The sequence below is a fragment of the Quadrisphaera granulorum genome, assembly GCF_003149145.1.
Classification (GTDB): domain Bacteria; phylum Actinomycetota; class Actinomycetes; order Actinomycetales; family Quadrisphaeraceae; genus Quadrisphaera; species Quadrisphaera granulorum.
The window spans coordinates 37244-58636 of record NZ_QGDQ01000029.1 but is presented as its reverse complement, the minus strand read 5'-3'; the positions used below and the strand labels follow the sequence as shown (position 1 = coordinate 58636).

At 72.1% G+C, this 21393-nt stretch carries 24 protein-coding genes; 15 read left to right on the top strand and 9 right to left on the bottom strand.

The features are described 5' to 3' along the window. Positions 1-117: 117 nt before the first annotated feature. Entirely contained in the window at positions 118-258 is a 141-nt protein-coding gene (locus tag BXY45_RS23500; protein WP_170131607.1) for a hypothetical protein, read from the bottom strand. 72 nt (positions 259-330) lie between these two features. On the opposite strand from BXY45_RS23500, the gene BXY45_RS24880 reads away from it, so the two are divergent. Further along, positions 331-594, top strand: coding sequence for a PfkB family carbohydrate kinase (locus BXY45_RS24880; protein ID WP_425468340.1), 264 nt, complete (start codon positions 331-333; stop codon positions 592-594). A 994-nt stretch (positions 595-1588) separates the two neighbouring features. On the opposite strand, the gene BXY45_RS18560 is transcribed toward BXY45_RS24880, so the two are convergent. Then, positions 1589-2692, bottom strand: coding sequence for a PucR family transcriptional regulator (locus tag BXY45_RS18560; protein WP_109776024.1), 1104 nt, complete (start codon positions 2690-2692; stop codon positions 1589-1591). A gap of 179 nt (positions 2693-2871) precedes the next feature. On the opposite strand from BXY45_RS18560, the gene BXY45_RS18555 reads away from it, so the two are divergent. From BXY45_RS18555 to BXY45_RS18535, 5 genes are all read left to right on the top strand, one after another. Continuing rightward, positions 2872-4356, top strand: a complete 1485-nt coding sequence (locus tag BXY45_RS18555; protein WP_109776023.1) for an APC family permease — start codon at positions 2872-2874, stop codon at positions 4354-4356. Between the two features lie 83 nt (positions 4357-4439). Beyond that, positions 4440-5129, top strand: coding sequence for an SDR family NAD(P)-dependent oxidoreductase (locus BXY45_RS18550; protein ID WP_342799581.1), 690 nt, complete (start codon positions 4440-4442; stop codon positions 5127-5129). Continuing rightward, the gene (locus BXY45_RS18545; protein ID WP_218566946.1) at positions 5130-5891 is read left to right on the top strand and encodes an SDR family NAD(P)-dependent oxidoreductase; all 762 of its coding nucleotides are present in this window, start codon (positions 5130-5132) and stop codon (positions 5889-5891) included. Beyond that, the gene (gene speB, locus BXY45_RS18540; RefSeq protein ID WP_109776021.1) at positions 5888-6904 is read left to right on the top strand and encodes an agmatinase; all 1017 of its coding nucleotides are present in this window, start codon (positions 5888-5890) and stop codon (positions 6902-6904) included. The genes BXY45_RS18545 and speB overlap by 4 nt, the downstream gene beginning before the upstream one ends. Then, positions 6901-7800: a polysaccharide deacetylase family protein gene (locus tag BXY45_RS18535; protein ID WP_211319734.1), complete on the top strand. Its 900-nt coding sequence runs from the start codon at positions 6901-6903 to the stop codon at positions 7798-7800. Before speB ends, BXY45_RS18535 begins: the two co-directional genes overlap by 4 nt. 71 nt (positions 7801-7871) lie before the next feature. On the opposite strand, the gene BXY45_RS18530 is transcribed toward BXY45_RS18535, so the two are convergent. Together BXY45_RS18530 and BXY45_RS18525 are read right to left on the bottom strand one after the other, a co-directional pair. Continuing rightward, positions 7872-9107, bottom strand: coding sequence for a type II toxin-antitoxin system HipA family toxin (locus tag BXY45_RS18530; RefSeq protein ID WP_109776020.1), 1236 nt, complete (start codon positions 9105-9107; stop codon positions 7872-7874). Next, a complete protein-coding gene (locus BXY45_RS18525; protein WP_170131606.1) occupies positions 9104-9322 on the bottom strand; it encodes a helix-turn-helix domain-containing protein in 219 nt (72 codons plus the stop codon). The genes BXY45_RS18530 and BXY45_RS18525 overlap by 4 nt, the downstream gene beginning before the upstream one ends. A 32-nt stretch (positions 9323-9354) precedes the next feature. Here BXY45_RS18525 and BXY45_RS18520 point away from each other — a divergent pair, with 32 nt between their 5' ends. The 5 genes from BXY45_RS18520 to BXY45_RS18495 all read left to right on the top strand — a co-directional run bounded on the left by BXY45_RS18520 (position 9355) and on the right by BXY45_RS18495 (position 13113). Continuing rightward, a complete protein-coding gene (locus BXY45_RS18520) occupies positions 9355-9567 on the top strand; it encodes a PIN domain-containing protein (protein ID WP_109776018.1) in 213 nt (70 codons plus the stop codon). Positions 9568-9592: 25 nt separating this feature from the next. Then, positions 9593-9898 carry a hypothetical protein gene (locus BXY45_RS18515; protein ID WP_109776017.1) on the top strand — a complete coding sequence of 102 codons (306 nt, stop codon included), beginning with the start codon at positions 9593-9595 and terminating at the stop codon, positions 9896-9898. Between the two features lie 366 nt (positions 9899-10264). Continuing rightward, complete coding sequence (locus BXY45_RS18510) at positions 10265-11500, top strand: hypothetical protein (protein ID WP_146211274.1); 1236 nt, start codon at positions 10265-10267, stop codon at positions 11498-11500. A 945-nt stretch (positions 11501-12445) separates the two neighbouring features. After that, positions 12446-12715, top strand: a complete 270-nt coding sequence (locus BXY45_RS18500; protein WP_109776014.1) for a hypothetical protein — start codon at positions 12446-12448, stop codon at positions 12713-12715. Then, positions 12715-13113 (top strand): hypothetical protein, encoded by a 399-nt coding sequence (locus tag BXY45_RS18495; RefSeq protein ID WP_109776013.1) that lies wholly within the window; start codon positions 12715-12717, stop codon positions 13111-13113. The genes BXY45_RS18500 and BXY45_RS18495 overlap by 1 nt, the downstream gene beginning before the upstream one ends. 83 nt (positions 13114-13196) lie before the next feature. On the opposite strand, the gene BXY45_RS23925 is transcribed toward BXY45_RS18495, so the two are convergent. Both BXY45_RS23925 and BXY45_RS18485 read right to left on the bottom strand, forming a co-directional pair. Then, the gene (locus BXY45_RS23925; RefSeq protein ID WP_146211272.1) at positions 13197-14447 is read right to left on the bottom strand and encodes a hypothetical protein; all 1251 of its coding nucleotides are present in this window, start codon (positions 14445-14447) and stop codon (positions 13197-13199) included. A 194-nt stretch (positions 14448-14641) separates the two neighbouring features. After that, on the bottom strand, positions 14642-15499 hold the full coding sequence (locus BXY45_RS18485) for an alpha/beta hydrolase family protein (RefSeq protein WP_109776011.1): 858 nt from the start codon (positions 15497-15499) through the stop codon (positions 14642-14644). 247 nt (positions 15500-15746) lie between these two features. Here BXY45_RS18485 and BXY45_RS23490 point away from each other — a divergent pair, with 247 nt between their 5' ends. Together BXY45_RS23490 and BXY45_RS18475 are read left to right on the top strand one after the other, a co-directional pair. Further along, positions 15747-15941 carry a hypothetical protein gene (locus BXY45_RS23490; protein ID WP_109776010.1) on the top strand — a complete coding sequence of 65 codons (195 nt, stop codon included), beginning with the start codon at positions 15747-15749 and terminating at the stop codon, positions 15939-15941. A 132-nt stretch (positions 15942-16073) separates the two neighbouring features. Next, positions 16074-16325, top strand: a complete 252-nt coding sequence (locus tag BXY45_RS18475) for a hypothetical protein (protein ID WP_109776009.1) — start codon at positions 16074-16076, stop codon at positions 16323-16325. Positions 16326-16363: 38 nt separating this feature from the next. Here the strand turns inward: BXY45_RS18475 and BXY45_RS18470 are convergent, their stop codons facing one another. After that, positions 16364-17752, bottom strand: coding sequence for a UDP-glucose dehydrogenase family protein (locus tag BXY45_RS18470; protein WP_109776008.1), 1389 nt, complete (start codon positions 17750-17752; stop codon positions 16364-16366). Positions 17753-18176: 424 nt separating this feature from the next. Here BXY45_RS18470 and BXY45_RS23485 point away from each other — a divergent pair, with 424 nt between their 5' ends. Further along, entirely contained in the window at positions 18177-18389 is a 213-nt protein-coding gene (locus BXY45_RS23485) for a hypothetical protein (protein WP_170131605.1), read from the top strand. 442 nt (positions 18390-18831) lie between these two features. On the opposite strand, the gene BXY45_RS18465 is transcribed toward BXY45_RS23485, so the two are convergent. Then, the gene (locus BXY45_RS18465; RefSeq protein WP_109776007.1) at positions 18832-19068 is read right to left on the bottom strand and encodes a hypothetical protein; all 237 of its coding nucleotides are present in this window, start codon (positions 19066-19068) and stop codon (positions 18832-18834) included. 1 nt (position 19069) lies between these two features. On the opposite strand from BXY45_RS18465, the gene BXY45_RS18460 reads away from it, so the two are divergent. Next, positions 19070-19894 carry a hypothetical protein gene (locus tag BXY45_RS18460; RefSeq protein WP_109776006.1) on the top strand — a complete coding sequence of 275 codons (825 nt, stop codon included), beginning with the start codon at positions 19070-19072 and terminating at the stop codon, positions 19892-19894. 91 nt (positions 19895-19985) lie between these two features. Here BXY45_RS18460 and BXY45_RS23480 read toward each other — a convergent pair whose 3' ends face one another. Then, positions 19986-21269 carry a hypothetical protein gene (locus BXY45_RS23480; protein WP_170131604.1) on the bottom strand — a complete coding sequence of 428 codons (1284 nt, stop codon included), beginning with the start codon at positions 21267-21269 and terminating at the stop codon, positions 19986-19988. Between the last annotated feature and the right edge of the window lie 124 nt (positions 21270-21393).

Here is a 21393-nt window from a genome sequence, read left to right as displayed (position 1 = left end):
AACAGCGCTGCAACGCTGATCTTCTTCTCGTTGGGTGTGGAGATCACCGGGAAGGTACGACCCGCCCGGTCATCCACAGGTTCTGATCATTCCTCTCCGACGAGACCTGAGCCCCATTCAGGCAGTGTTCGAGTGGCGGCGGAGCGTCGCGAACGCCGCGCGAGAACCGCTCGTGGTGGTGGTGAAGTCTCCCGATGACGACGGCGACGAGCTGCCGCCCGGAGCCGCCAGGGTCCGCCCGACAACCCACCAGATCACGATCTACGACGGTGGACCCGATCACCCGTTGAGCGTGAACCCGCGCAAGCCCGACGTGATGCCAGAAGGCGCATGCCCGCTGTGGACAGCACTGGTGCGGGTGACGCCATGGCCGCTGCAGTGCTTGCGAGCTTATGGAATGATCTTGACCTCGCGGCTGCCACCGACTTGGCCCAGGTGATGTCCCTGCTGGCGGGCGCCGGGGTCGGCGCCCGAGAGATGCTGCCTGACCAGGAGCAGGCTCGGCAAGCCTGGGGCTTGTGCTACCCCACCAAGATGCCTGAGTTGCCAAGGTTCACAAGACCCGCTTCCCCCGACGGGCCCACCGGGGTGTGAGGCCCGTCGCTCACCCCTCTGTGAGCGTCGACGGCGCGGGAAACGAGACGCCGCTGTTCCGCGGCCGCGAGCTGCTGCGGCTGCGCTACGCCCCTGCAGTGCGCCGCGTGACCAGCACCTGGTTCGGCCGCTGACCGCTGGCTCCCCGTGGCGCTCACCTGGTACCGCGAGTGGTACGTCGTCGATACCGTCGATGGACGGCCGTCAACCTCCGACTCACCCCGGATGCTGAAGACGCTCTCCGGGAGCGTGCGGCCGCGTCGGGTAGGTCGCAGCAGGAGAACCTACGCGCTGCAGTCGACGCCTCCCTCGGCCGCGACGTCGCCGAGCCGACCACCTCGGCCACGTCCGATCTCGAGCGCCTGGCCGCTGGGGGTCGGCTCCAGGCCGCGCGCACGCCCTACCGCCGCCCTCTTCGGCGCTACAAGGCTCCTGGCGGCGTGAGCGGCCTCGACGCCCTCGACCGCGACGATACCCGGTGATGCGGCTCTGCCTCGACTCCAGCGCGCTCCTCAAGCAAGTCGTCAGCGAGATCGAGTCGGAGCCGTTGGAGGACCTACTCGGGCATGAGCCCGGCGCACGGGACCGGCGCTCCTGCGCACGCTCGACGCGCTTCACCTCGCCACGGCGATGCTGCTCGACGTCGACGTCGTCATGACCTACGCCCAGCGTCTCCTCGACGCAGCCGCCCAGGTGGGATTGGCGGCTGATGCGCCCTCCGGCGGCTCGGGATGAGGATCTGGCGGGGCAGGATGCTCCGATGCCCGGGACCCGACTCCTGACTCTGCTGGTCGCTGCGCTCGTCGGGATGGGGCGCTGGTGGCACTCGCCGTCGACAGATGAGGAAGGCTCCCGGCCCCACCCACTCGCGGCACAGCTCCGGGTAGTTCTCCGGAGTGCCGCCGCTGGTGGTGCAGTACGTCACCACCTGCGCGCCGCGCATCGCGGTCTCGTTGCCGTCCTCGTGGTAAGCGTCGCGAGTGAGCGCGACGGGTCAGGGGCGGCGCTGGGTGGCGAGCAGCGCCACCGAGAAGGCGGCGGCGCCGTCCAGCGTCGTCGGGTCGGTGCCAGTCAGCTCCCGGATCCGCGTGAGGCGGTGGCGCACCGAGTTGACGTGCAGGTACTGAGCGCGGGCCACGGCCACCAGCGACCCGTCGGCGGCGAGGAAAGCGCGCAGGGTGTCCACCAGCCCCGCGTCGCGGCGGCGGTCGGCGTCCAGGAGCGGGCGCAGGAGCGCGTCGACGAAGGGGGTCAGCACCTCGGGTGGTTGAGCGGCCACCAGCGCTGCCAGGGTGGCCCGGCCTCGCACGGCACCGGCTTCGCCGTCGGCGCGGACGGCCGCTGCTGCGGCGAGCTCCGCGCGGGCGCGCCGCAGACCCGCGCCCAGCTCTCGCCACGGTGACGGTGTGGCTGTGCCCCACGGGACGTCGAGCGCGGCCGCCACCGCGGTCAGGTCCAGGTCGTCAGCGGTGACCAGCAGCACCACCTCGCCCTCGGTGGCCATGAGGTGCGGCGCGCCGGCTACGGCGGCGGCCAGCTCGCGCACGGTGCTCGTCGGCCACGCCGAGGCCCGCAGCTGACCGCGGCCCAGGCCCGCGTCCACGAGCGCAGGCAGCAGGGCCTCCGGGGCGAGGGCGCCGTCGGTGAGCAGCTCGAGGAGCTGCCCGGCACGCCCGTCGGCCACCGCGGAGCGCACCCGCAGCGCTGCGAGGTGCTCGGTGACCGCCATGAAGGGCGTTCCCGGTCCGGCCTCCAGCAGGGCGAGGCCGAGGTCCGTGCACGCCGCGACCAGGGCGCCCGGCACCTCCGGGTGCACGTCACCGGTGCCGAAGCAGACGCCCGCCGCGCCAGCACCCGCCACCGCGGCGGCGAAGGACGCGCAAGCGACGCCGTCCACGAGCGACTGCCCGACCGTGCACACCAGCTCACCGCCGCGCAGGTAGGCCGACGGGTCCACCAGCTCCGTCGTGTGCGCCCAGCGCACCCTCGTCCCCGCAGGGCCGGGTAGCAGCAGCGCGAGGCCCAGTTCGGACTCTCCGACGAGCTCGGGCACGGTGGGGCCGGCGTCGTCGTCCGCCCCACCACCGCCGCTCACCACACCGGCACGCTACGACCCGTCTGCGCTGATCACGGAGCCGTCGTTGGAGGTTCCTCCAACCGGCCGCGCCGACGTGGGGACGCGCACGACGTCGGGGCGCGGGGGCTGTCGCGGCTGAGCTGGCAGCGCCACGGTGAGGCCACCCCCGGAGATCCCCGGAGCACGTGCAGGAGGTTCCCGTGAGCGCCACCGCCCCACCAGCAGGCCCGACCAGCACCACCGAGCTCAAGCGCGAGTTCACGCTGTGGAGCTCCTTCGCCTTCGCGTTCGCCTTCATCAGCCCGATCGTCGCGCTGTACGGAATCTTCGCCCTGGCCATCACCACCGCCGGGCCCGCGTTCTGGTGGGCGTTCCCGCTTGTCTTCGCAGGGCAGCTGCTGGTGGCGCTCGTCTTCGCCGTCCTCGTCTCCCGGTGGCCCCTCGAAGGGTCCATCTACCAGTGGTCGCGCGGCCTGCTGGGCACCGGCTACGGCTGGTTCGCCGGTTGGGCGTACCTGTGGACGCTCGTCATCGCCATGACCACCGTCGCGCTCGGCGCGGCGGGGTTCCTCGCGGCGATTGTCGGGATGTCAGCCCCGAGCGGCGGTCAGCGCGCGCTCATCGCCCTTGGCATCCTCGTGGCCGGCACGCTGCTCAACCTCGTCGGCCGCGTGGCGCTCAAGGTGTTCCTCACCGCCTCCATCGCCGCCGAGGTGCTCGGCTCCGTGGTGCTGGGCGCATGGCTGCTGCTCTTCCACCGCGAGCAGCCGCTCAGCGTGCTGTGGCAGGGCGTGGCCTCCGGCGACGGCGGGGGAGCGGGCTACCTGTCGCTGTCCGGCCCGTTCCTCGTGGCGGTGGCCTTCGTCGGCTTCTCGTTCGTCGGGTTCGAGAGTGCCGGCTCCATCGCCGAGGAGGTCCGCGACCCGCGGCGCGCGGTGCCCCGCGCGGTCATCGCGAGCCTCACGCTCATCGCCGTCGTCGTGATGTTCTCCGCGGCCGCGATCATCCTGGCCATCCCCGACCTCGGCGCTGTGCTCTCCGGCGACGACGCCGACCCGGTCTCCTCCACGCTCACCGCACAGCTCGGCGCGGGCATCGCGACCCCGGTGGAGCTGCTCTTCGTCATCGGCTTCCTCGCGTCGTTCCTGGCTCTGCAGACCTCCGCCAGCCGCGTGGTGTGGGCGTACGCCCGAGACCGGGCGCTCCCCGGCGGCCGGGTGCTCGCCCGCCTCTCACCCGGCACCGCCCAGCCGACGACGGCCCTGCTGCTGGTCTCCGGCGTGGGCGCCGCGCTGCTGCTGCTCAGCCTGGTGGCCGGGGACGTCTACACCCTGATGATCAACTTTACGACCGGTGGGTTCTCCGTGGCGTTCCTCTTCCCGCTCGTCGGCTTCGTCGTGGTCCAGCTGCGCCGCGGCTGGACGCCCGGCCCCTTCACCCTCGGTCGGGCCACCCTCCCGGTGTCCGTGGTGGCCGCGGTGTGGGCGCTGTTCCAGCTCTTCAACATCGCCTGGCCGCGCCCGGTCAACGAGCAGCGATGGCTGGACTGGTCGGTGTGGATCGCCGTCGCTGTCCTCGCCGTCGTCGGAGCCGCCGTCTACGCCTCGGTGCGCCGCGGCATCGTCCCCGTGGCGACGCCCGACGAGGAGGCCACCACCGTGGCGCACGAGGGGTCGAGGCCGTGACCAGCGCCACGGCCTCCACGACGGTCCCCACCGCGATCCCCGCCACGACCGCCACGACAACCGGAGCTGAGCCGCGCGTCGCTGTGGTCACCGGAGCGGCCTCCGGCATCGGCGCGGCGTGCGCCGCGGCGCTCACCGCCCGCGGGTGGCGCGTGGCCGGCTTCGACCGCGCGGGCCTGCCCGACGGCACACCCTGCGTGCTCGGCGTGGCCGTCGACGTCGCCGACCCGGACGCCGTCCGCGCCGCCGTGGACTACGTGACCGCCCAGCTGGGCCCGGTGGTGGCGGCCGTCCACGCGGCCGGCCACTACGCCGCCGTGCCCTTCGAGCAGACCACCTCCGAGCAGCTGCACCGCATGCTGCGGGTGCACCTCGGCGGTGCCCTCCACGTGCTCCAGGCGGTGCTGCCCGGCATGGTCGAGCGCGGCGCCGGCGCCGTCGTCGCCATCAGCAGCGAGCTGGCCGTCGGCGGTGGCGGCCCCGGAGACGCCGCCTACGCCGCCGCCAAGGGCGCCGTGCTCGGGCTGGTGCGCAGCACTGCGGCCGAGGTGGCGCCGCACGGCGTGCGCGTCAACGCCGTGGCACCCGGCCCCACCGACACCCCGCTGCTGGCCCCCGACTCCCCGTGGCGCGCGCCCGAGTACCTGGCCACGCTGCCGACCGGGCGGCTCGCGCGGCCCGAGGAGGTCGCGCGGTGCGCCGTGTGGCTGCTGGAGGAGGGCACCTACGCCGTCGGCGAGGTCCTCCACCCCAACTCCGGGGCGGTGATCTGAGTGACCGGCACCACGAGCCGCGTCGCGCTGGTGACAGGAGCTGCCGGTGGCATGGGCGGAGCCCACGCGCGGCGCCTGGCCGCGGACGGCTGCACCGTCGCCGTCGCCGACCGCACCCTGACGCCGGCCCTGCGCGAGCTCGCCTGGGAGGTGGGGGGAGCGGCCTTCGAGGCCGACCTCGCCGACCCTGCCGCCGCAGCGGACCTCGTCGGGCAAGTGAGCGGGCACCTCGGGGACGTCGACGTGCTCGTCGCCAACCACGCCCACATGACCATGGGCGCCACCGCCACCGTGAGCGCCGACGACTTCTGGTCCGTGGTGGACGTGAATCTCAGCGCCACCTTCGCGCTCGTCCAGGCGGTGCTGCCGGGCATGGAGCGGCGCGGCGGCGGTCGCGTCGTCGTCGTCGCCAGCGAGTGGGGGCTGACCGGCTGGCCGGAGGCCGCCGCCTACGCCGCCTCCAAGGCGGGGTTGGTGGCGCTGGTCAAGACGCTCGGACGCGAGCTGGGGCCTCGGGGTGTGCTGGTCAACGCCGTCGCGCCGGGCGTCATCGACACGCCCCAGCTGTCGGTCGACGCCGCCGCGGCCGGTGTCAGCGACGAGCAGGTCCGCGCCGACTACGCCGCCCTGACGCCGCTGCGGCGCATCGGGACGCCGGAGGAGGTCGCCGCGGTGGTCTCGCTGCTGGCGGACCCGCAGCTCGGGTCCGTGGTGGGGCAGGTCGTGCAGGTCAACGGCGGGACGACGAGGGGGAGAGCATGAGCGCAGACTCACTGGGGACGACGGCGACGGCGACGGCGACGGCGACAGCGCAGCGGCCGGTGGGGCAGGTCGACGCGACGAAGGTGCCCCGGTACGCCGGGCTGACCACCTTCGCGAGGCTGCCGCGCCGCGAGGACGTGCCCGACCACGACGTCGCCGTCCTCGGGGTGCCGTTCGACGCCGGGGTCACCTACCGGCCCGGCGCCCGCTTCGGCCCCAGCGCCATCCGCGAGGCCAGTCGCCTGCTCAAGCCGTACAACCCCGCGCAGGACGCCGCGCCCTTCGCGCTGGCGCAGGTGGTGGACGCCGGCGACGTCGCGGCCAACCCCTTCGACCTCACCGAGGCGCTGGCGTCGGTCGAGGCCGCGGTGCACGAGCTGAGTGACGGCGGACGGTCGGTGGTGCTGCTCGGCGGAGACCACACCATTGCCCTGCCGTCGCTGCGGGCGCTCGCTCGTCGGCACGGTCCGGTCGCGCTGGTGCACTTCGATGCCCACCTCGACACCTGGGACACCTACTTCGGCGCCCCCTGCACGCACGGCACACCGTTCCGCCGCGCGTCGGAGGAGGGCCTGCTGGTCAAGGATCGCTCCGCGCACGTCGGCATCCGCGGCTCCCTGTACGACCGCGCCGACCTCCTCGATGACGCCGCGCTCGGCTTCACCGCCATCCACGCCCGCGACGTCGACGACATCGGCGTGCGCGGCATCATCGACAGGGTGCGCCAGCGCGTGGGCGACCACCCGGTCTACGTCTCCGTGGACATCGACGTGCTCGACCCCGCTTTCGCCCCCGGCACCGGGACGCCCGAGGCCGGAGGGCTGACCAGCCGGGAGCTGCTGGCCGTGCTGAGGGGCATCGCCGACCTACCACTGGTCGGCGCTGACGTGGTGGAGGTGTCGCCGGCCTACGACCACGCCGAGGTCACCGCCGTCGCCGCCGCGAACGTCGCGTACGAGCTGGTCACCGCCCTGGCCCTGCAGCGCTCGGTCCAGACGGCGGCCCGACGGTGAGCCGGCTGCCGCCGCCGCTGCCGTGGCCCGGTGGGGCTCGCGCTGCGGCGTCCTTCACCTTCGACCTCGACGCCGAGTCCGGTCTGCTGTGGGAGCAGCCCGACGTGGCCGCCCGCGCCAGCGTCATCACCCACCAGTCCTACGGGCCGCTGGTCGGGCTGCCGCGTCTGCTCGACATGCTGGAGCGCCACCGCGTGCGCTCCACCTTCTTCGTGCCCGGGTGGACCGCGGAGCGGTATCCGGGCGCCGTCCGCGACGTCGTCGCCGCAGGTCACGAGATCGGCCACCACGGGTACCTGCACGAGCAGCCGTCAGCGCTGACCGCGGCCGAGGAGGCGACGGCGCTGGACCGGGGGCTGGAAGCGCTGGAGGCGGTGGCCGGGGTGCGGCCCGTCGGGTACCGCGCGCCGATGTGGGACGCCTCGTGGCGCACCGCGAGGCTGCTGGCCGAGCGCGGCTTCCTCTACGACTCCTCGCTCATGGACGCCGACACCCCGTACGAGCTGGCGGTGCCCGTTGGCGGCGGGGACGACGACGGGCGGCCGCCGACGTCGTCGTCCTCGATCGTCGAGATCCCCATCCACTGGGCCCTGGACGACTGGGAGCGCTACGCCTACCTGCCCGGCCTGGTGGGCAGCGGCCTCATCGAGGCGCCTGCGGTAGCGCGGGCGGTGTGGGAGGCCGAGCTGGACGGGCTCCGCGCTGCGGGTGGGTGCTGGGTGCTGACCTGTCACCCCTTCCTGTCGGGGCGCCCAGGGAGGGCGCTGGAGCTGGAGCGGCTGCTGGAGCGGGTGATCGGCATGGACGACGTGTGGCTGGCGCCCCTGGAGGAGATCGCCCGGCACGTGCGGGTGCTCGGCCTGCCGCCGCGGACGCTCACCCCGCCGCAGGTCTGAGGGTGCGGTGGGATGCCCCCACCTGTCTGGCCGTGCACAACGCGACGTGCGGGGGTCTGCGGCACAGGCGATCATGTGAGTGGAGCGCTGCCGGTCCTGCCTCTGTGGGCTGCGGTGAAGGCCGCTGCTCGTGTTCGGAGGTCGTCGAGCAGCTGATGTGGCAGCGCCGCCACGACACCTGAGGTGCTGCTTGCCAGACCGTCGATCGCTGCGGCGACATGGTCGATGCTGCGCTGCGAACTCGCCCCCGCCCAGCTGCGTAGCTCGCTCTCCAGCGCCTTCCTGTCGACCTGGTCCACGAGCTGGTGGCCGGCGATGTCCAGGGCAAACCGGGTGGTCCCGAAGCTCAGTAGGGGAGCAACGTCGTACGCCGGCGCCAGACGCGCCCTGCCGCGCTCGTCCAGGAGCACGGAGTGGTTCTTGGCGTGGGCATCGGTGTTGCCCAGCAGCACGTTCAGCGCTGTCAGGCGCGCCAGTGGCTCCACGTCGCCGCCGCTGGCCTTGAGCTTGCCGGCCATCGCCGCCAGGGAGGGGTAGCGGCGTCCGCGCTGGAACTTGGCGCCCAGGTCATCGGCATTGAGTCCGAGGGCCTGGGCCATGTCCTCCTGGTGCAGACGGACGATGCCGTCAGGCTGGACGTGGCGGTCGTAGCGGGGGATGACGAGGGCTTCCACCCCGCCGATGGTCTGGATCCACGAGGGGGTGTCGGTCAGGCCTGCTTCGGCGCTGACGGCGGCGCCGAAGGCCTCGAGCTCCAGGCTCAGCGGACCGTTGCGCGGTTTGAGGATGTGGGTGCTCGAGGCCCCGTGGCGGGCAATGCCCCACGCGCCGTCCTCCAGTGATCGAAGGACGACCTTGTGCTGGACCCCCGGGAGGGCGTCGGAGGAGCCACCCCCCAGGGTGGCGGCGGCCTGGGGGTCGGTCAGCAGCAGCGCGACGTCGTCGTCGCTGAGGTGCTCGACGCTGCCGACGCCCGGCTGCTCCCCGGGGGCCGACAGGCGGACGGCGCCGGCTACGTCGCCGCCGGAGCGCTTGAGCAGCTGGAGGACCTCGGTGGTGCCCAGGCGTCGCTCGAGGCGATGGCGCGCGGCGGTCTGCGGCTCGGGCAGCAGCCCGGCCAGGAAGGGGCGGACCTTGCGGTGGTGCGGAGGGCGGTCGGGCTCGGTCACCGGCAGGTTCAGCGACAGCACGGTCTGGCCGAGGTGCCGCTCGGCGCCCTCGGGTGTCCAGCGCAGGTCGATCCGCTCGCCGGTCTCGGTGAGTTCGGCGAGGCGCACCCCGTGCAACCACAGGTCGGCGCGCGTCACGTGCGCGGCCGTGCGACCAGATCGATGCCCAGCTCGTCGAGCAGGTCGAGCAGGCGTTGAGCCTTCAGTCCGAGTGCCCCGGATTCGATTTCGCTGAGGTAGCGCTGACTGAAGCCCATCGTGGTGGCCAGTGCTCGCTGGGACAGCCCGCTGTCGTGGCGCCGGGCGGAGACCAGTCGGCCGAGCTGGCCCGTTGTCGTGACCTTCTGCTCCACTGAACCCCCATGACTACTGATCTGTAGTCAGAGTGTCTGACTACAGATCAGTAGTCAAGCCGCTGTCGTCAACGCTGGCCCGGCGCACGGGGCCGGCGCTCCTACGCACGCTCGACGCGCTTCATCTCGCCACGGCGATGCTGCTCGACGTCGACGTCGTCATGACCTGCGACCAGCGTCTCCTCGGCGCAGCCGCCCAGGTGGGATTGGCGGCTGATGCGCCCTCCGGCGGGTCGGCACGATGATGGGGCCGCGGGGCAGGATGCTCGGATGCCTGGAACCCGACACCTGACGTTGCTGGTCGCTGTGCTCGTCGGGCTGGCGCTGGTGGCGCTCGCCGTCCAGTGCCTCGTGCTGCTCCTGTCGACCGCGCCGGTGGCGCACGGGGCGTGGCGGGTGGGGGTGAGCGCCGTCGTCGTCACCGGGGTGTGGTTCTTGCTCAACGGACCGCTCGAGGGGCCGACGGTGCTGGTGTTCTCGTCCAACCACGGGTTGACCGTGGGCGACCTGGCGGGCGTGCCTCCGCTGCTGCTCGGGGGAGTGGTGGCAGCGCTCGCGCTGCCCGCACCGGCGTGAGCTGGGGGAGCTGAGCGGTGGGCGGGCCGGGAGTCGAGTTCCCGAGGCTGTGTCGCGTTGGCCCTATCGGCGTGATGGCGCCGTCACCGAGAGTGGGTCGCTGGGGGAATGCCTTCGCCGCCGGCCCGCGTGAGAGCAGGGCCACGCCATTCAGAGAACGAGTGAACAACAGTTTCCTGAGCTGCGCAGCATTGGCCCTTTCAGCGTGACGGCCCCGTGACGCTGAAGGGGCCAACGCTTCACAGCTCCCGACATTGACTCCCTCGCGGGGCGAGCCAGTCCGGTGCAAGCCCGCGGTGGTCGGGGCTGGCCGGACCAAGGGGCCACCGTTGTCGGCGACCGAGCCCGGACTGGCACTGTGGGTGCATGGCGAACAAGCCGCACCGGCGTCCGAAGGCCAACGCGCAGAAGCCGAAGCGTCGGCCGACACGGCCGTCATCGAGCAGCGGAGTGCGGCCGGCGCGGGAGCGCAGCCATCACCACGACCCCGTCGCCGTCGCCGTCGACGGGGGGCTCAGCGGTGGGTGGCTGGGCCACGCGGGTGCGTTCCAGGCCTGGGTGATCGCTCACGGTGCGGACGGAGCGCTGGAGAGCCCCGAGGAGACAGCGGCCAAGGCCCCTCTGCTCTGGGCCGGCGTGGTTGCGGCGGCAACGATGGCGCCCGCGGCCGGTCTCGAGGCCGACCCCACCCTGTGGACGCTCCATGATCTTGCAGCCCTGCTCGACCTGGTGAAGAAGGAGCAGCCGCGGGAGATGGTGGAGGCGGTCTGCGCCTCGCTGTCGTTGTACTTCCACTACCTCGACGACAGCGGCGCCTGGGCGGACGACCCGACGAGGGTGAGGTCGATGCAGGCCATGCTCGACACCACCCTCGACCCCGACAGCCTGCTGGCGCAGATCAGCCGGCAGATGGCAGCCGCCGGAGACGTCAGCGAAGAGGCCGAAGATCGCGCCGTCGCTGCGCTGCCGCTCCTGGCCGACGTGGTGGCGATGCTGGGAGCGGTCCGGCAGGGGACGCTGAGCATCACGAAGGACGCCGCCGGCAAGCAGTCGCTCGCGGTGGACCTGCCCGAGCCTCTCGCTGTCGGCGGGCAGACGGGTCTGGCGCACCTGTGGTGGGCTCTGAAACTGGCGCAGTTCGTTCCTCTGGGGGGCAACCCTGAGGACGGCGACGACGACGCGCCGCCCACCCTCACCGCGGCCGGCGAGGCGCTGCTGTCCGACCCTGCCGGCGCTATCGACGAGGCACGAGCCGTGGTGTCTCGGTGGATCTTCGTGCTCCTGGACATGCCGCACGTCTGGGCCGGACATCGGCCCTTCCCCAGGGGTGCGTTCTTGCCGCTGATGTCCGTGACTCTTCTGGGGGCCTTGGCCGGGAACGGAGTCGGTCGAGCGTCCGTCGACAGCTACTGCGACACGCTCGATCTTTCGGCTGTGGAGCGTGCGGCGTTGGCGCAGCTGGCCGTCGAGACCCTCGACAGGCTCGTGCTCGCCGGGCTGGCCGTGAAGGGGGACGACGAGCAGGTGGTCGTGCCCGGTGAGCTGCAGTCGGTGGTGCAGGCGGGCGTCGAGATGGCGATCGTCATCTCGCGCAAGTCATGACGTCGTCCGCTCGTTCATCAAGAGGTTGGCCTGCCTGCCGAAGGGGTGGCTCCAGTGAGCGACTACACCGTGAAGGCCTCGCGTTGGGAGCGGGGCTGGGAACTCGTCATCGTCGACGCTACTGGCGAGGAGGTCACGGCCACGCAATCCCTACAGCCTCGGTGGAGCCGAGCGCATGGGCCGCGACTGCCTCAGGGCACTGGAGTACCCCGAACCCACCTCACTCACCATCACCGTGGAGATCGACGGCCTGAGTCTTCGCCGCCGGTAGTGGGCGTTGCGCCTCACTAGGGCGCCGCGGGCCAGCGCCTCCGCACTGACGTGCCAGAGGACGAGCCGTCACCCGATGATCTTTCAGTTCAGGGTCCTCGCAAAGTGGAAGATCATCAGTGCTGGAGGTGCAAGCCGTCCCTTTGTGGCCGCCCGCCGCTGCGGCCCGTGGCACTGCTCGATGATGCCGGGGACCGAGACTCTTACCCTTTCTGATCGCGGGCGGCCGTCCTGGTCGAGCGGTGTTCCGGAAGTCCATGATCGCGATGGGGTGGTGTTGCTGTGCAGCTGGTCGGACGTGACCTGGGAAGCTGTCCAGGAAGCGTTCGACATGCGCGTGGCTGCGGGGCTCCCCGTGGGGGGCTCGCGTGACGCCGTTGTTGTCCCCAAGCCCTTGGGCACCGTGGTCGAGTGGAGCCCGGAGGGTGGCTGTGGCGGCGCTGAAGGCGAAGCTGTAGCCATGGGTACCGCCAAGGCCCTGCGCTCTCAATGAAGCCCCAACTGGCCGATGTCGCGATGGCGATCGTCATCGCGTGGAGGCGGCGAACGGGGCAACCGATCGCCTCGCCGAGGTGACCCAGCCTGGGCGAGGGTGAGAGCGAGTCAGCGACGTTGAGCACCTCCGCTTGATTTGGGGCGTAGACAAACCGATGTTTGGGGCGTACGTTGTCTGCCGTGGCGTTGACGTGGGCAGAGTCCGCCGACCGCCATGGAGTCGCCCGTGAGGACGCCCTGCACGCCATCGTGAATGCGGTCTACGTCGAAGAGTCGTTCGAGGAGCCCCGGCCGCCAGCCGCCATCCCGCCGACTCTGTACATCGGGCCTCAGCGTGACCCGAATGCGCCGCTGCTGGAAGTCATGGTGGAGAAGCGACCACCACGAAGCCTGCGGGTCTTCCATGTCATGCATGCGAGGGCCAAGCACCTGGCCAGGATGGAGGACTGATGAACGACCGAATCGACATGCACACCCCCCGTCTCCCTCAGGACCGCACTCGTGAGCTGGAGCATGACGAGGAGATGTCTCACTGGGCTGAGGAGGCGATGACGCTCAAGGAGCACTCCGGCACCGCTCTGCGTGGTGCGAGCGCGGCCGCCCACGGGCGCGCAGCGCTGGAAGCAGCTTTGGGTGGCCCGGAGGCCGTGGAGGGTGCTCTGCGAGGGCGCAAAACCCTCGGGCGCAACCGGCCCGCAGGGCGTTCTCCCAAGCGTCAGACAACCCTGCCTGTCGACCTGGATCAGTGCGGCGCCAAGTTCATCGGTGCCGGTGGCGCCAAGGACTACTCCGAACTGCTGCGCGTGGCGTTAGCGGAGTACCTCGAGCGTCACGGCGCGAGCGTCTGAGGTCACCTGCGCCGCTGCACAGCGCTCGACACCGACAGCCTCGTCGGCGAGCAGCCCGTAGCGCTTCGCGTCGGCAAGGCTGGTCAGCCGGCCCAGCGTCGGTACGCCTGGACCCACTGCCAACCCGGCGGCGCCGGGTCGGGAGTGGGGAGATCGCGGAGGTCGATGACCTGGCGATGACGCCCGCGCTCGCACCGCGCGACGAGCGTGTCCTCCCCGCTGATGTCCACCTCGACGACGGTCACCGTCTCGCCGAGCACCTGCACCGTGAAGGGCAGCTCCAGCTCGTCGTCGATGAAGTTCTGGAAGCCCATCGCGGCTTCGTCGGGGGAGTAGCAGTCGGCCGTGGCTTCGGCGATCAGAGCGTCGAGGTCGACCTCGGGCCGCACGGTGTCCGGCTGCGAGGTGTTCGGCGGTGCGGTGTGGTCCGGCTTCGCGAGCAGCTGGGCCTCGCGGAAGAGCACGGCTCCGGCGGAGCGACGCTCAGTCGGCGTGGTGACGTCATCCTCGGGGTCGAGCCCCAGGTCATCGCGCACGTTGTGGCGGATCTGCTGGGTGAGCGCGTCAGCGGCGTTCCCGTCACCGAGCACCATGGACGTCACGATGTCGACCAGCTGAGCATGGGGGAGGGCCGCCACGTAGGGCTCGACGGCGTCGAGGGTCCACCACTCCTCGAGGGGATCGTCGACGTCGGGGCTGCTGGCGGCGGCGCTGCCTTCCGCCGCTGCGGCGATCATGGTCTCGGGTAGCTCGAAGAACGCCACGAACGCCTTCAGGGGCTCGTCGAGGTGATCCAGGCCTGGCGGGACGGGCGGCTCGACGTCGTCGTCGTCGACATCTCCTCGCACCAGCGCGACCAGCCACGCCAGGTAGAGCAGGCGGAGGTCACCCCGGCGCAGCGACCCGCGGGCCGAGGCGATGTCAGCCAGGGGACTTGACGTGTCGTCGTCGTCCTCGAAGTACAGCGGGCGGTCGAACTCCAGGTAGCCGTCGTCGGCATCGAGGCGGATGGCGATCACCGTGCTGTCTGCGTCAGACCAGACCTCCACCACCTGCTCGGTGGCGTACTGCGCGGCCACGGAGAGCGGCAGGTCTCGCGCGGGTACCTTCAGCAGCACGTGACGTGAGCCCCAAGCGGCGACGTGCAGATGAGCGTCGAAGTGGTCGCCGATGAGGGTGTCCGGGTCGCCGGGAAAGTTGCCGTAGTCGTAGTGGACGGCGTACCGGCTGGCGCTGACGTGAGATCGCGAGGACAGCCTCGACAGGTGCTGCTGCAGCTCGCGGGGGAGAAGCTTGTCGAGCGCGAGGAACTCGAAGTACTGGTACTCGCTCATCTGCGAAGTCTGCCGGAGCTGCGAGGGAGCGCTCTGACCGGGAAAGATCACGCAGATCTTGGCGATCGATCGGCCCCAGGTGCCTCTGGGCCGATCGATCGCCAAGATCTGCACCCTGGTGCTGCGGTAAAAGCCGAGGTCACGCGCTGGTGGCGTGCACAACTTCCTTGATCGTCGCGGAGGAGGCGTGCTGGTCAGAAGGGGCAGGTGGAGCGGACGTCGTTGAACGTCATCCCGACGGCCGGGGCGGGGCAGAGGAACTGCGAGTACCGGGTGTCGCCGTCCACGAACCGCTTCAGCCAGCTGATGGTCGCGCCGGCGACCGTCGGGTTGGTGGAGTTCACGCTGGTGGGGGCGTAGTGGCTGGCGCCGCGCAGCTCCAGGTACTCCTTGGGCGTGGTCTTCGGGATGGAGGTGTAGAAGAGGCGGGCGTGGCGAGTCGGCGGGGCGACGTCGTCCTTCTGTGCACCGACGATGAGCGTCGGTGTGGTGACCTCTGGCCAGGTGGTGTCGGTGTTCCACGGAGTCAGCGGGACGGCGGCCTTGAGGGAGGGGTTGGCCTTGACGGCTTCCAGCGCGCCGCCGCCGCCCATGGAGTGCCCGGCCACGGCCAGGCGCGTCGGGTCGATGCGGTCCTTCACGGTGCTGGACGTGGTGAGCCACGTCAGAGCGGCGCGCAGCTGGGAGCCGCGGGCAGCCGGCTTGTCGTAGACGCTGAGGGTGTCGATGGTGATCACCACGAAGCCCTGCGAGGCGATGCGCGGGCCCAGCCAGGCGATGCTCGACTGGCGGGCGGTGTACCCGGGGGAGATGGCGACGGCGCCGACGGTGCCGATCGACGCGTCCGTGGGGTAGTAGACGGTGCCCCCGCCGAAGGTGCGCGCTGTGCTCCTCGAGACGGTGGTGGTCGACACCGCGAACGGGCCGGCGGCGGCCTCGATGCTCGCTCGTGTCGGGTCCGGGCCCTTCTCGTACCCACTGGCCGCCACCGCCGCCGGGGCAACGCCCAACAGCGCGACCACGGACAGGCTGAGCGCCAGCAGCAGCGACATCACTCTGCGGACCACGGACTGCCCCCTCGACCACACCCCAGGCGGCCCGCGCCGGGCGCCTCACGGAAGGTAGCGGCCCCCTGCACCTCTGGGGAGGTGGTCACCGGAGGAGAATCCGGACGATCAGTGCGGATCATGAGTAACCGCTGCTCACGCCCGCATTTGCGTGGTGAGTCCGCTCCGGCGTGTCGGAAGAATCTCGGCGCGGCGGGGTTGATGGTTGGCCCATCTGGGTAGACAGTGAGACATGGTCATCGTTGCCCTGTTGGTCGCCTGGGCGGTCGTCGCCTGCGGCCTTGCTCTCGTTCTCGCCCGCGCCCTGGCGGTCTCTTCCAAGAGTGACCGCTGGATCCACGGACACCGTGAAATGCGCGACCTCCGTCGCCTGCACGCGGCACGTCCTGCCACGCTCCACCACGCCGCCCACCGCGACGCCGCCTGATCCGCCGCGCCGCACTGCATCCACCACGCTGAGAGCGGTCAAGCCCCTCGATGTTGAGGGGCTTGACCGCTCTCAGCGCGTTTCCAGCTCGCACCCACGTGACCTGCGAGATCAGCCCGTAGACCTCTCCCTGTGGACATCTGGATCGTCGCGGCGCTGACCGCCTGGGTTCCCGTCTCCTTCGCGCTGGCCCTGTTGCTGGGGCGCAGCATCACGCACGCCGACCAGCGCGAGCGGGCGGCGCTGCCGCCGCACCCCGGTGCCGAGCGCCCGCACGAGGAGCGCCCCGCCGCCGTCGTCGTCTCCCTGCACGTCACCGGCGTGGACCGATCGCAAGCGCAGCCTCAGCTCACCCACGACAGCCCACGCCGCATCGCCTCCTGAGGCGGCTGCGGCGCGCGGTGTCGGACTCCCCAGGCCTGTCAGGCGTTGGGGCGGCCCAGGGCGCGGTAGGTGAAGCCGGCCTTGCGCCAGATGGCGGGGTCGAGCACGTTGCGCCCGTCGATGACCTGGCGTCCACGGGTGAGGGTGGCCACGTGGGCGGGGTCGAGGTTGACGTACTGGGGCCACTCGGTGAGGAGCAGGACGACGTCGGCGCCGCGCAGCGCGTCGTCGGTGTCGGTGGCGTAGGTCAGGTCTCCCCACAGGCGCTGGGCGTTGGCGACGGCCTCGGGGTCGGTGACGACGACGTCGGCGCCCTGCAACCGGGCCATGGCGGCGATGGAGATGGCGGGGGAGTCGCGCACGTCGTCGCTGTGGGGCTTGAACGCAGCACCCAGCACGGCGATCTTGCGGCCAATGAAGGAACCGCCGCAGGCCTCACGGGCCAGGTCGACCACCTTGGCGCGACGGCGCATGTTGATGCCGTCGACCTCGCGCAGGAACGTCAGGGCCTGGTCGGCGCCGAGCTCACCGGCGCGGGCCATGAAGGCGCGGATGTCCTTGGGCAGGCAGCCCCCGCCGAAGCCGACCCCGGCGGAGAGGAACTTGCGGCCGATCCTGTCGTCGTGGCCGATGGCGTCAGCCAGAACCTTCACGTCGCCACCGGCGGCCTCGCAGACCTCGGCCATCGCGTTGATGAAGGAGATCTTGGTGGCCAGGAAGGCATTCGCTGCGACCTTGACCAGCTCAGCGGTGGCGTAGTCAGCCACGAGGACGGGCGTGCCATTGGCGATCGGACGGGCGTACACGCGGCGCAGGAGGGCTTCGGCGCGCTCACTGGTGGTGCCCAGGACGAAGCGGTCCGGGGCGAGGGTGTCGCTGACGGCGTGACCCTCGCGCAGGAACTCGGGGTTCCACGCCAGCTCCAGGTGGGGGGCGCGCTGGGCGAGGTCGTCAGCGAGACGGGCGGCGGTGCCGACGGGGACGGTGGACTTGCCGACCAGCAGCGCCGGGCCCTCCACGATGTCGGCCAGGGACTCGAAAGCCCGCTGGACGTAGGTGGTGTCGGCGGCCAGCTCGCCCTTGCGCTGGGGAGTGCCGACGCAAACGAAGACGACCTCGCAGGCCTTGAGGTCGGCGACCTCGGTGGTGAAGGTGATGGAGCCGTCGGCGTCGCCGGAGGAGACCCGGGTCAGCAGCTCGGGCAGACCGGGCTCGAAGAACGGGGCGCGACCGGCGGCGAGAGCGTCGAGCTTGGCCTGGTCGATGTCGTAACCGACCACCTCGTGGCCGAGCTCGGCCATGCACGCCGCGTGCACCGCGCCGAGGTAGCCCAGACCCACCACGCCGACGCGCAGGGGAGCCACGGGCTCCGTACCGGTGGCACCGGACTGGGAGGCGTCGTCATGTTGCGGGAAGGCCACGGTCATGCAGCACATGATGGCCGCTGGGCGTCTTCTCGGGGGACAGACCCGTCCACACAGTCGCTCAAGGGTTGGAACGGGCGTTCACGCCTTCGCGTGATCGCTCCAGGTCGGAGGCCCTCGTCGTCGTCGTCCTCCTCGACCTCGACCGGAGCAGCGGTCGGGTGACCGGAGGTCACCGACCGTGCTGTTCTGGTCACGCTTGACCGGTGCTCGCGAGACTCCGGCGCATCGCAGCGTGAGGACGCTGGCGGGGCCGGCTTGCGCGTGGGATGCAAGCGCCTTGCGGCGTCGCGACACGTCCCTGCGATGCCCCTGTGACCTGCGAAGATGACGGCTAGGTCACGACGGGTCACGGTGTGGACACGACACGTCCGCGACACGCCGCGGCCCGTTCCGCCCGCACCGTCGCGGAGCCGAACATCACAGCGTGATCCTGCTCGCCGTTGCGCTGCTGCTCCTCGTCGTCGTCGGTGTCCTCGGAGTGGTGGCACTCGGCGCCTGGGAGGCCCGCACGTTCGCTGCGGCCCCCGCGCGACCGGCGCTGCTCGCCGTCCTCGACGAGGCCCGCGCCGCCCAGCCCGAGGGCGTCGAGGCCCCCCGCCCCGTCCGCGCGCTGCGCTCGGTGCTGACGGCCGCCTGATCTGCCCGGGACCGCCGCCGAGAGGTTGGCGGCCTGCTGGCGCCTTCCTCCGGCGCTCTCCGGCGGCTCCCGGCCCGCGCGCAGACAGCGTCGTCTGTTCGCGGACCCGGAGCCGTCGGCCCACCATGCAGGCATGAGCCCGCGAGGGCTGGTAACCCCTCCGTGATCATGGGCGGTTGGCCACCTCGCCGTCCGTGATCACGGACTCTGTGCGCGGCATCCCGGGACGTTGGTGCCCGGTGGGGACGCTCGTGCCCGGTCGGAGGGCCTGGAGGCGGGCCTCAGCGCCCCCACCGGGGCGAAGCGTCCCCAGGGCAGTCCGCGAGCAGGCTCCTCTCGCCCGATCGGCGCCGGTAGATGGCGCGGAGGCGCTTGATCGTGACAAAGGGGAAGCTCTGCACGCTGGGCGTGCAGAGCTTCCTTGATCGTCGCGGGTGAGGGGTCAGCGAGCGCGCCGGCGGCGGCGCTCCTGCGCCGACAGCCCGAGCACCCCCGCGAGCAGCGCCCCGCCGACCAGCAGCGGCGCCACCAGCCCGACGACGTGCTCGAGCGACCGCTGCGAGGACTGCGGAGCCACCGCGCCCAGTGACGTCACGCCGTCGGCGACATCAGCGACGTCCGGCAGCACCGGAGCCGCCTGAGCGAGCTGGCCGCTGGCCCCGAGCTCGTCGACGGTCACGGTGTCGGACAGCGGGACGACGCTCTGTGTCGACGCGCTCGCGCTCGGGAGCAGCGACGCCAGGGACGACGACGAGGTCGCCGGCTTGGCCGGTGCCGGCGTCCGCGGGGCACGCGTGGCGACCGGCGGCGTGGTGCCCACGGGCGCGGGGACGGCACTGGTCGGAACGCTCGTCGGTGCGGTCGTCAGTGCGGTCGTCGGCGGCGGAGTCACAGTGGCAGTCGCCGTCGGGGTCACCGCGGGGGTCGTCGGCGTCGCTGTAGGCGTCGCCGTGGGAGCCGGTGTCGTCGTTGGCGGTGTCGTGGGAGTGGCCGTCGGCGTCGTCGTGGGGGTCGCCGTCGGAGGCGGGGTCGTTGGGGGTGCAGTCGTGGGGGGCGCCGTCGTGGGGGGTGCTGTTGTCGCGGCCGGTGCGCTCGTCGACGTCGTGCTGGTGCTGCCTCCGGCGCCAGTGCTGGTGCCAGCGCCGCTCACCGCAGCGGCCAGCCCGGTCCCCGAGCCAGAGCTGGCCGAGCCGGAGCTTCCGGGTGTCGATCCGGCGGACACCCCGGCCGTGGCTGTGGCCGCGACCGCCGTCCCCGGGCCGAGCAGCACGGCGGCAGCGACGAGCGCGCCCACACCTGCTGCGCGAACGCGCTTCGTCGACGCGGTCGTGGGACGTTCGGTCTCGTGCAGGACCTCCACGGTCCCTCTCCTCTCGTCGCACCGCGCTCTGAGCGGTGCAGGGTCGTGGCTCATCGTGCGCTGTCGTAGGGCGCCAAGGAAAGTCAAGCCCGCGCGCCGTGACGCGGACGTGACCTCGACGACGTCATCACGCGGCGATTCGTGACAGAACGTCACGAAGGACCCGGTTCGGGTCACAAGGGTCACGACGGTCACCGGAGCCGCTGGGTAGCGCGCGGCGTCCGTCGTCGTCCTGATCACCGCAGGGCGCGTCGGCCCCGTCCTCGCGCCACCGCCGCGCGCACGCGCTGGCGGCGCGCGGTCTCAAGGGCGGTGCCGGCCAGGGCGAGCGCCGCCCCCACCGTGGTGAAGAGGAGGACGGCGTCGGGTCCGTCCGTCGCCGTTCGCTGGGACGTCGACGAGACGTTCAGCACCGCCGCGCTGCCGCCGCTCGCAGACCCCAGCGACGTGCCGGGGTGCAGGCTGCCGAGTCGGACCGTGCTCGGCAGCTGCGCGCCGCCGTCGACGGGAGCGGACAGCAGCTGAACGCCGTCGCCAGCTTCCGCCACGTGCCTGCCGCTGCCCTGCTGGAGCTGCGCGCCCTCACGCAGCGCGTCGACGAGGGCGTTGGGGTCGACGTGCCGCCCCGAGCCTCCGAACGTCGCGCTGGCGTCCGGCGAGGGCAGCGCCGGGCCGGCGGAGACGAGGTCGATCAACGGCGAGTCGCTCCCCGATGGCGACGCACCCGGGTCCGCGGAGGCGTAGGGCGTCGCGTCCTGACCGTCCGTCGTCCATCGCGGCTGCGAGACCGCAGGCGGCGCGCTCCACGTCGGCGCTCCGCTGGGGGTGGCCGTGGGCGTCCACGTCGGTGGGCCATAGACGGGCTGGGACGTCGGCGTCGACGGCGCCGGGGCGGACGGCGTGGCCGTCGCGGAGGGGCTCGACGGGCTCGACGACTCTGCCGGCGTCGGCGGAGTGCTCGACGGCGGCCCGTAGACCGTGCCCGCACCGGGCGAGCTCACCGGCTCGGAGGTGGTCGACGCCGACGGCTCCGGCGTGACCACCGGGCTGCTGGTCGGGCTGCTCGCTTCGGACGCAGTGGGTGTCGCGGTGGGTGTCACCGTAGGCGTTGCGCTGGGCGTCGGCGTCGTCGTCGCCGTGGGCTCGGAGGTCGGGGTCGGCGTCGGGGTCGGCTCGGAGGTCGCTGGGGACGAGGTCGGGGCCGCGGACGACGGTGCCGCCGACGTGTCAGAGCTGGACGACGACGGCGACGCGCTCGCCGCCGGCTCGCTGGCGCTGGAGGACGCCGCCGGCGACGGCGACTCGGCCGCAGTCGGCGACTCCGGCGCCGCTGCCGACTCCACGGCGGTTGGAGCCGACGTACTGGTCTCCGGCGCCGCGGAGGTCTCGACCGCCGGGCTGCTCGAGGCGACCGCTTCGGCGACGGTGTCGGCGTGGCTCATCGCGGGGAGGGCGATGACGCCCAGGCCCGTCAGGCCCAGCACCCCGAGGGCGCGCGCGCCGCGGGTGGCTGCGCTCACCACGGATGTCCGAGGGTGTCGGGCACGGGTGGGCTCCTGCCGAGGTCCTTCGGTGCGCGCCCGCACCGGGGGGCACCACAGGGGGGTGGCGCCCAGCCAGAATGCCCGATCACTCCCGGTTCGT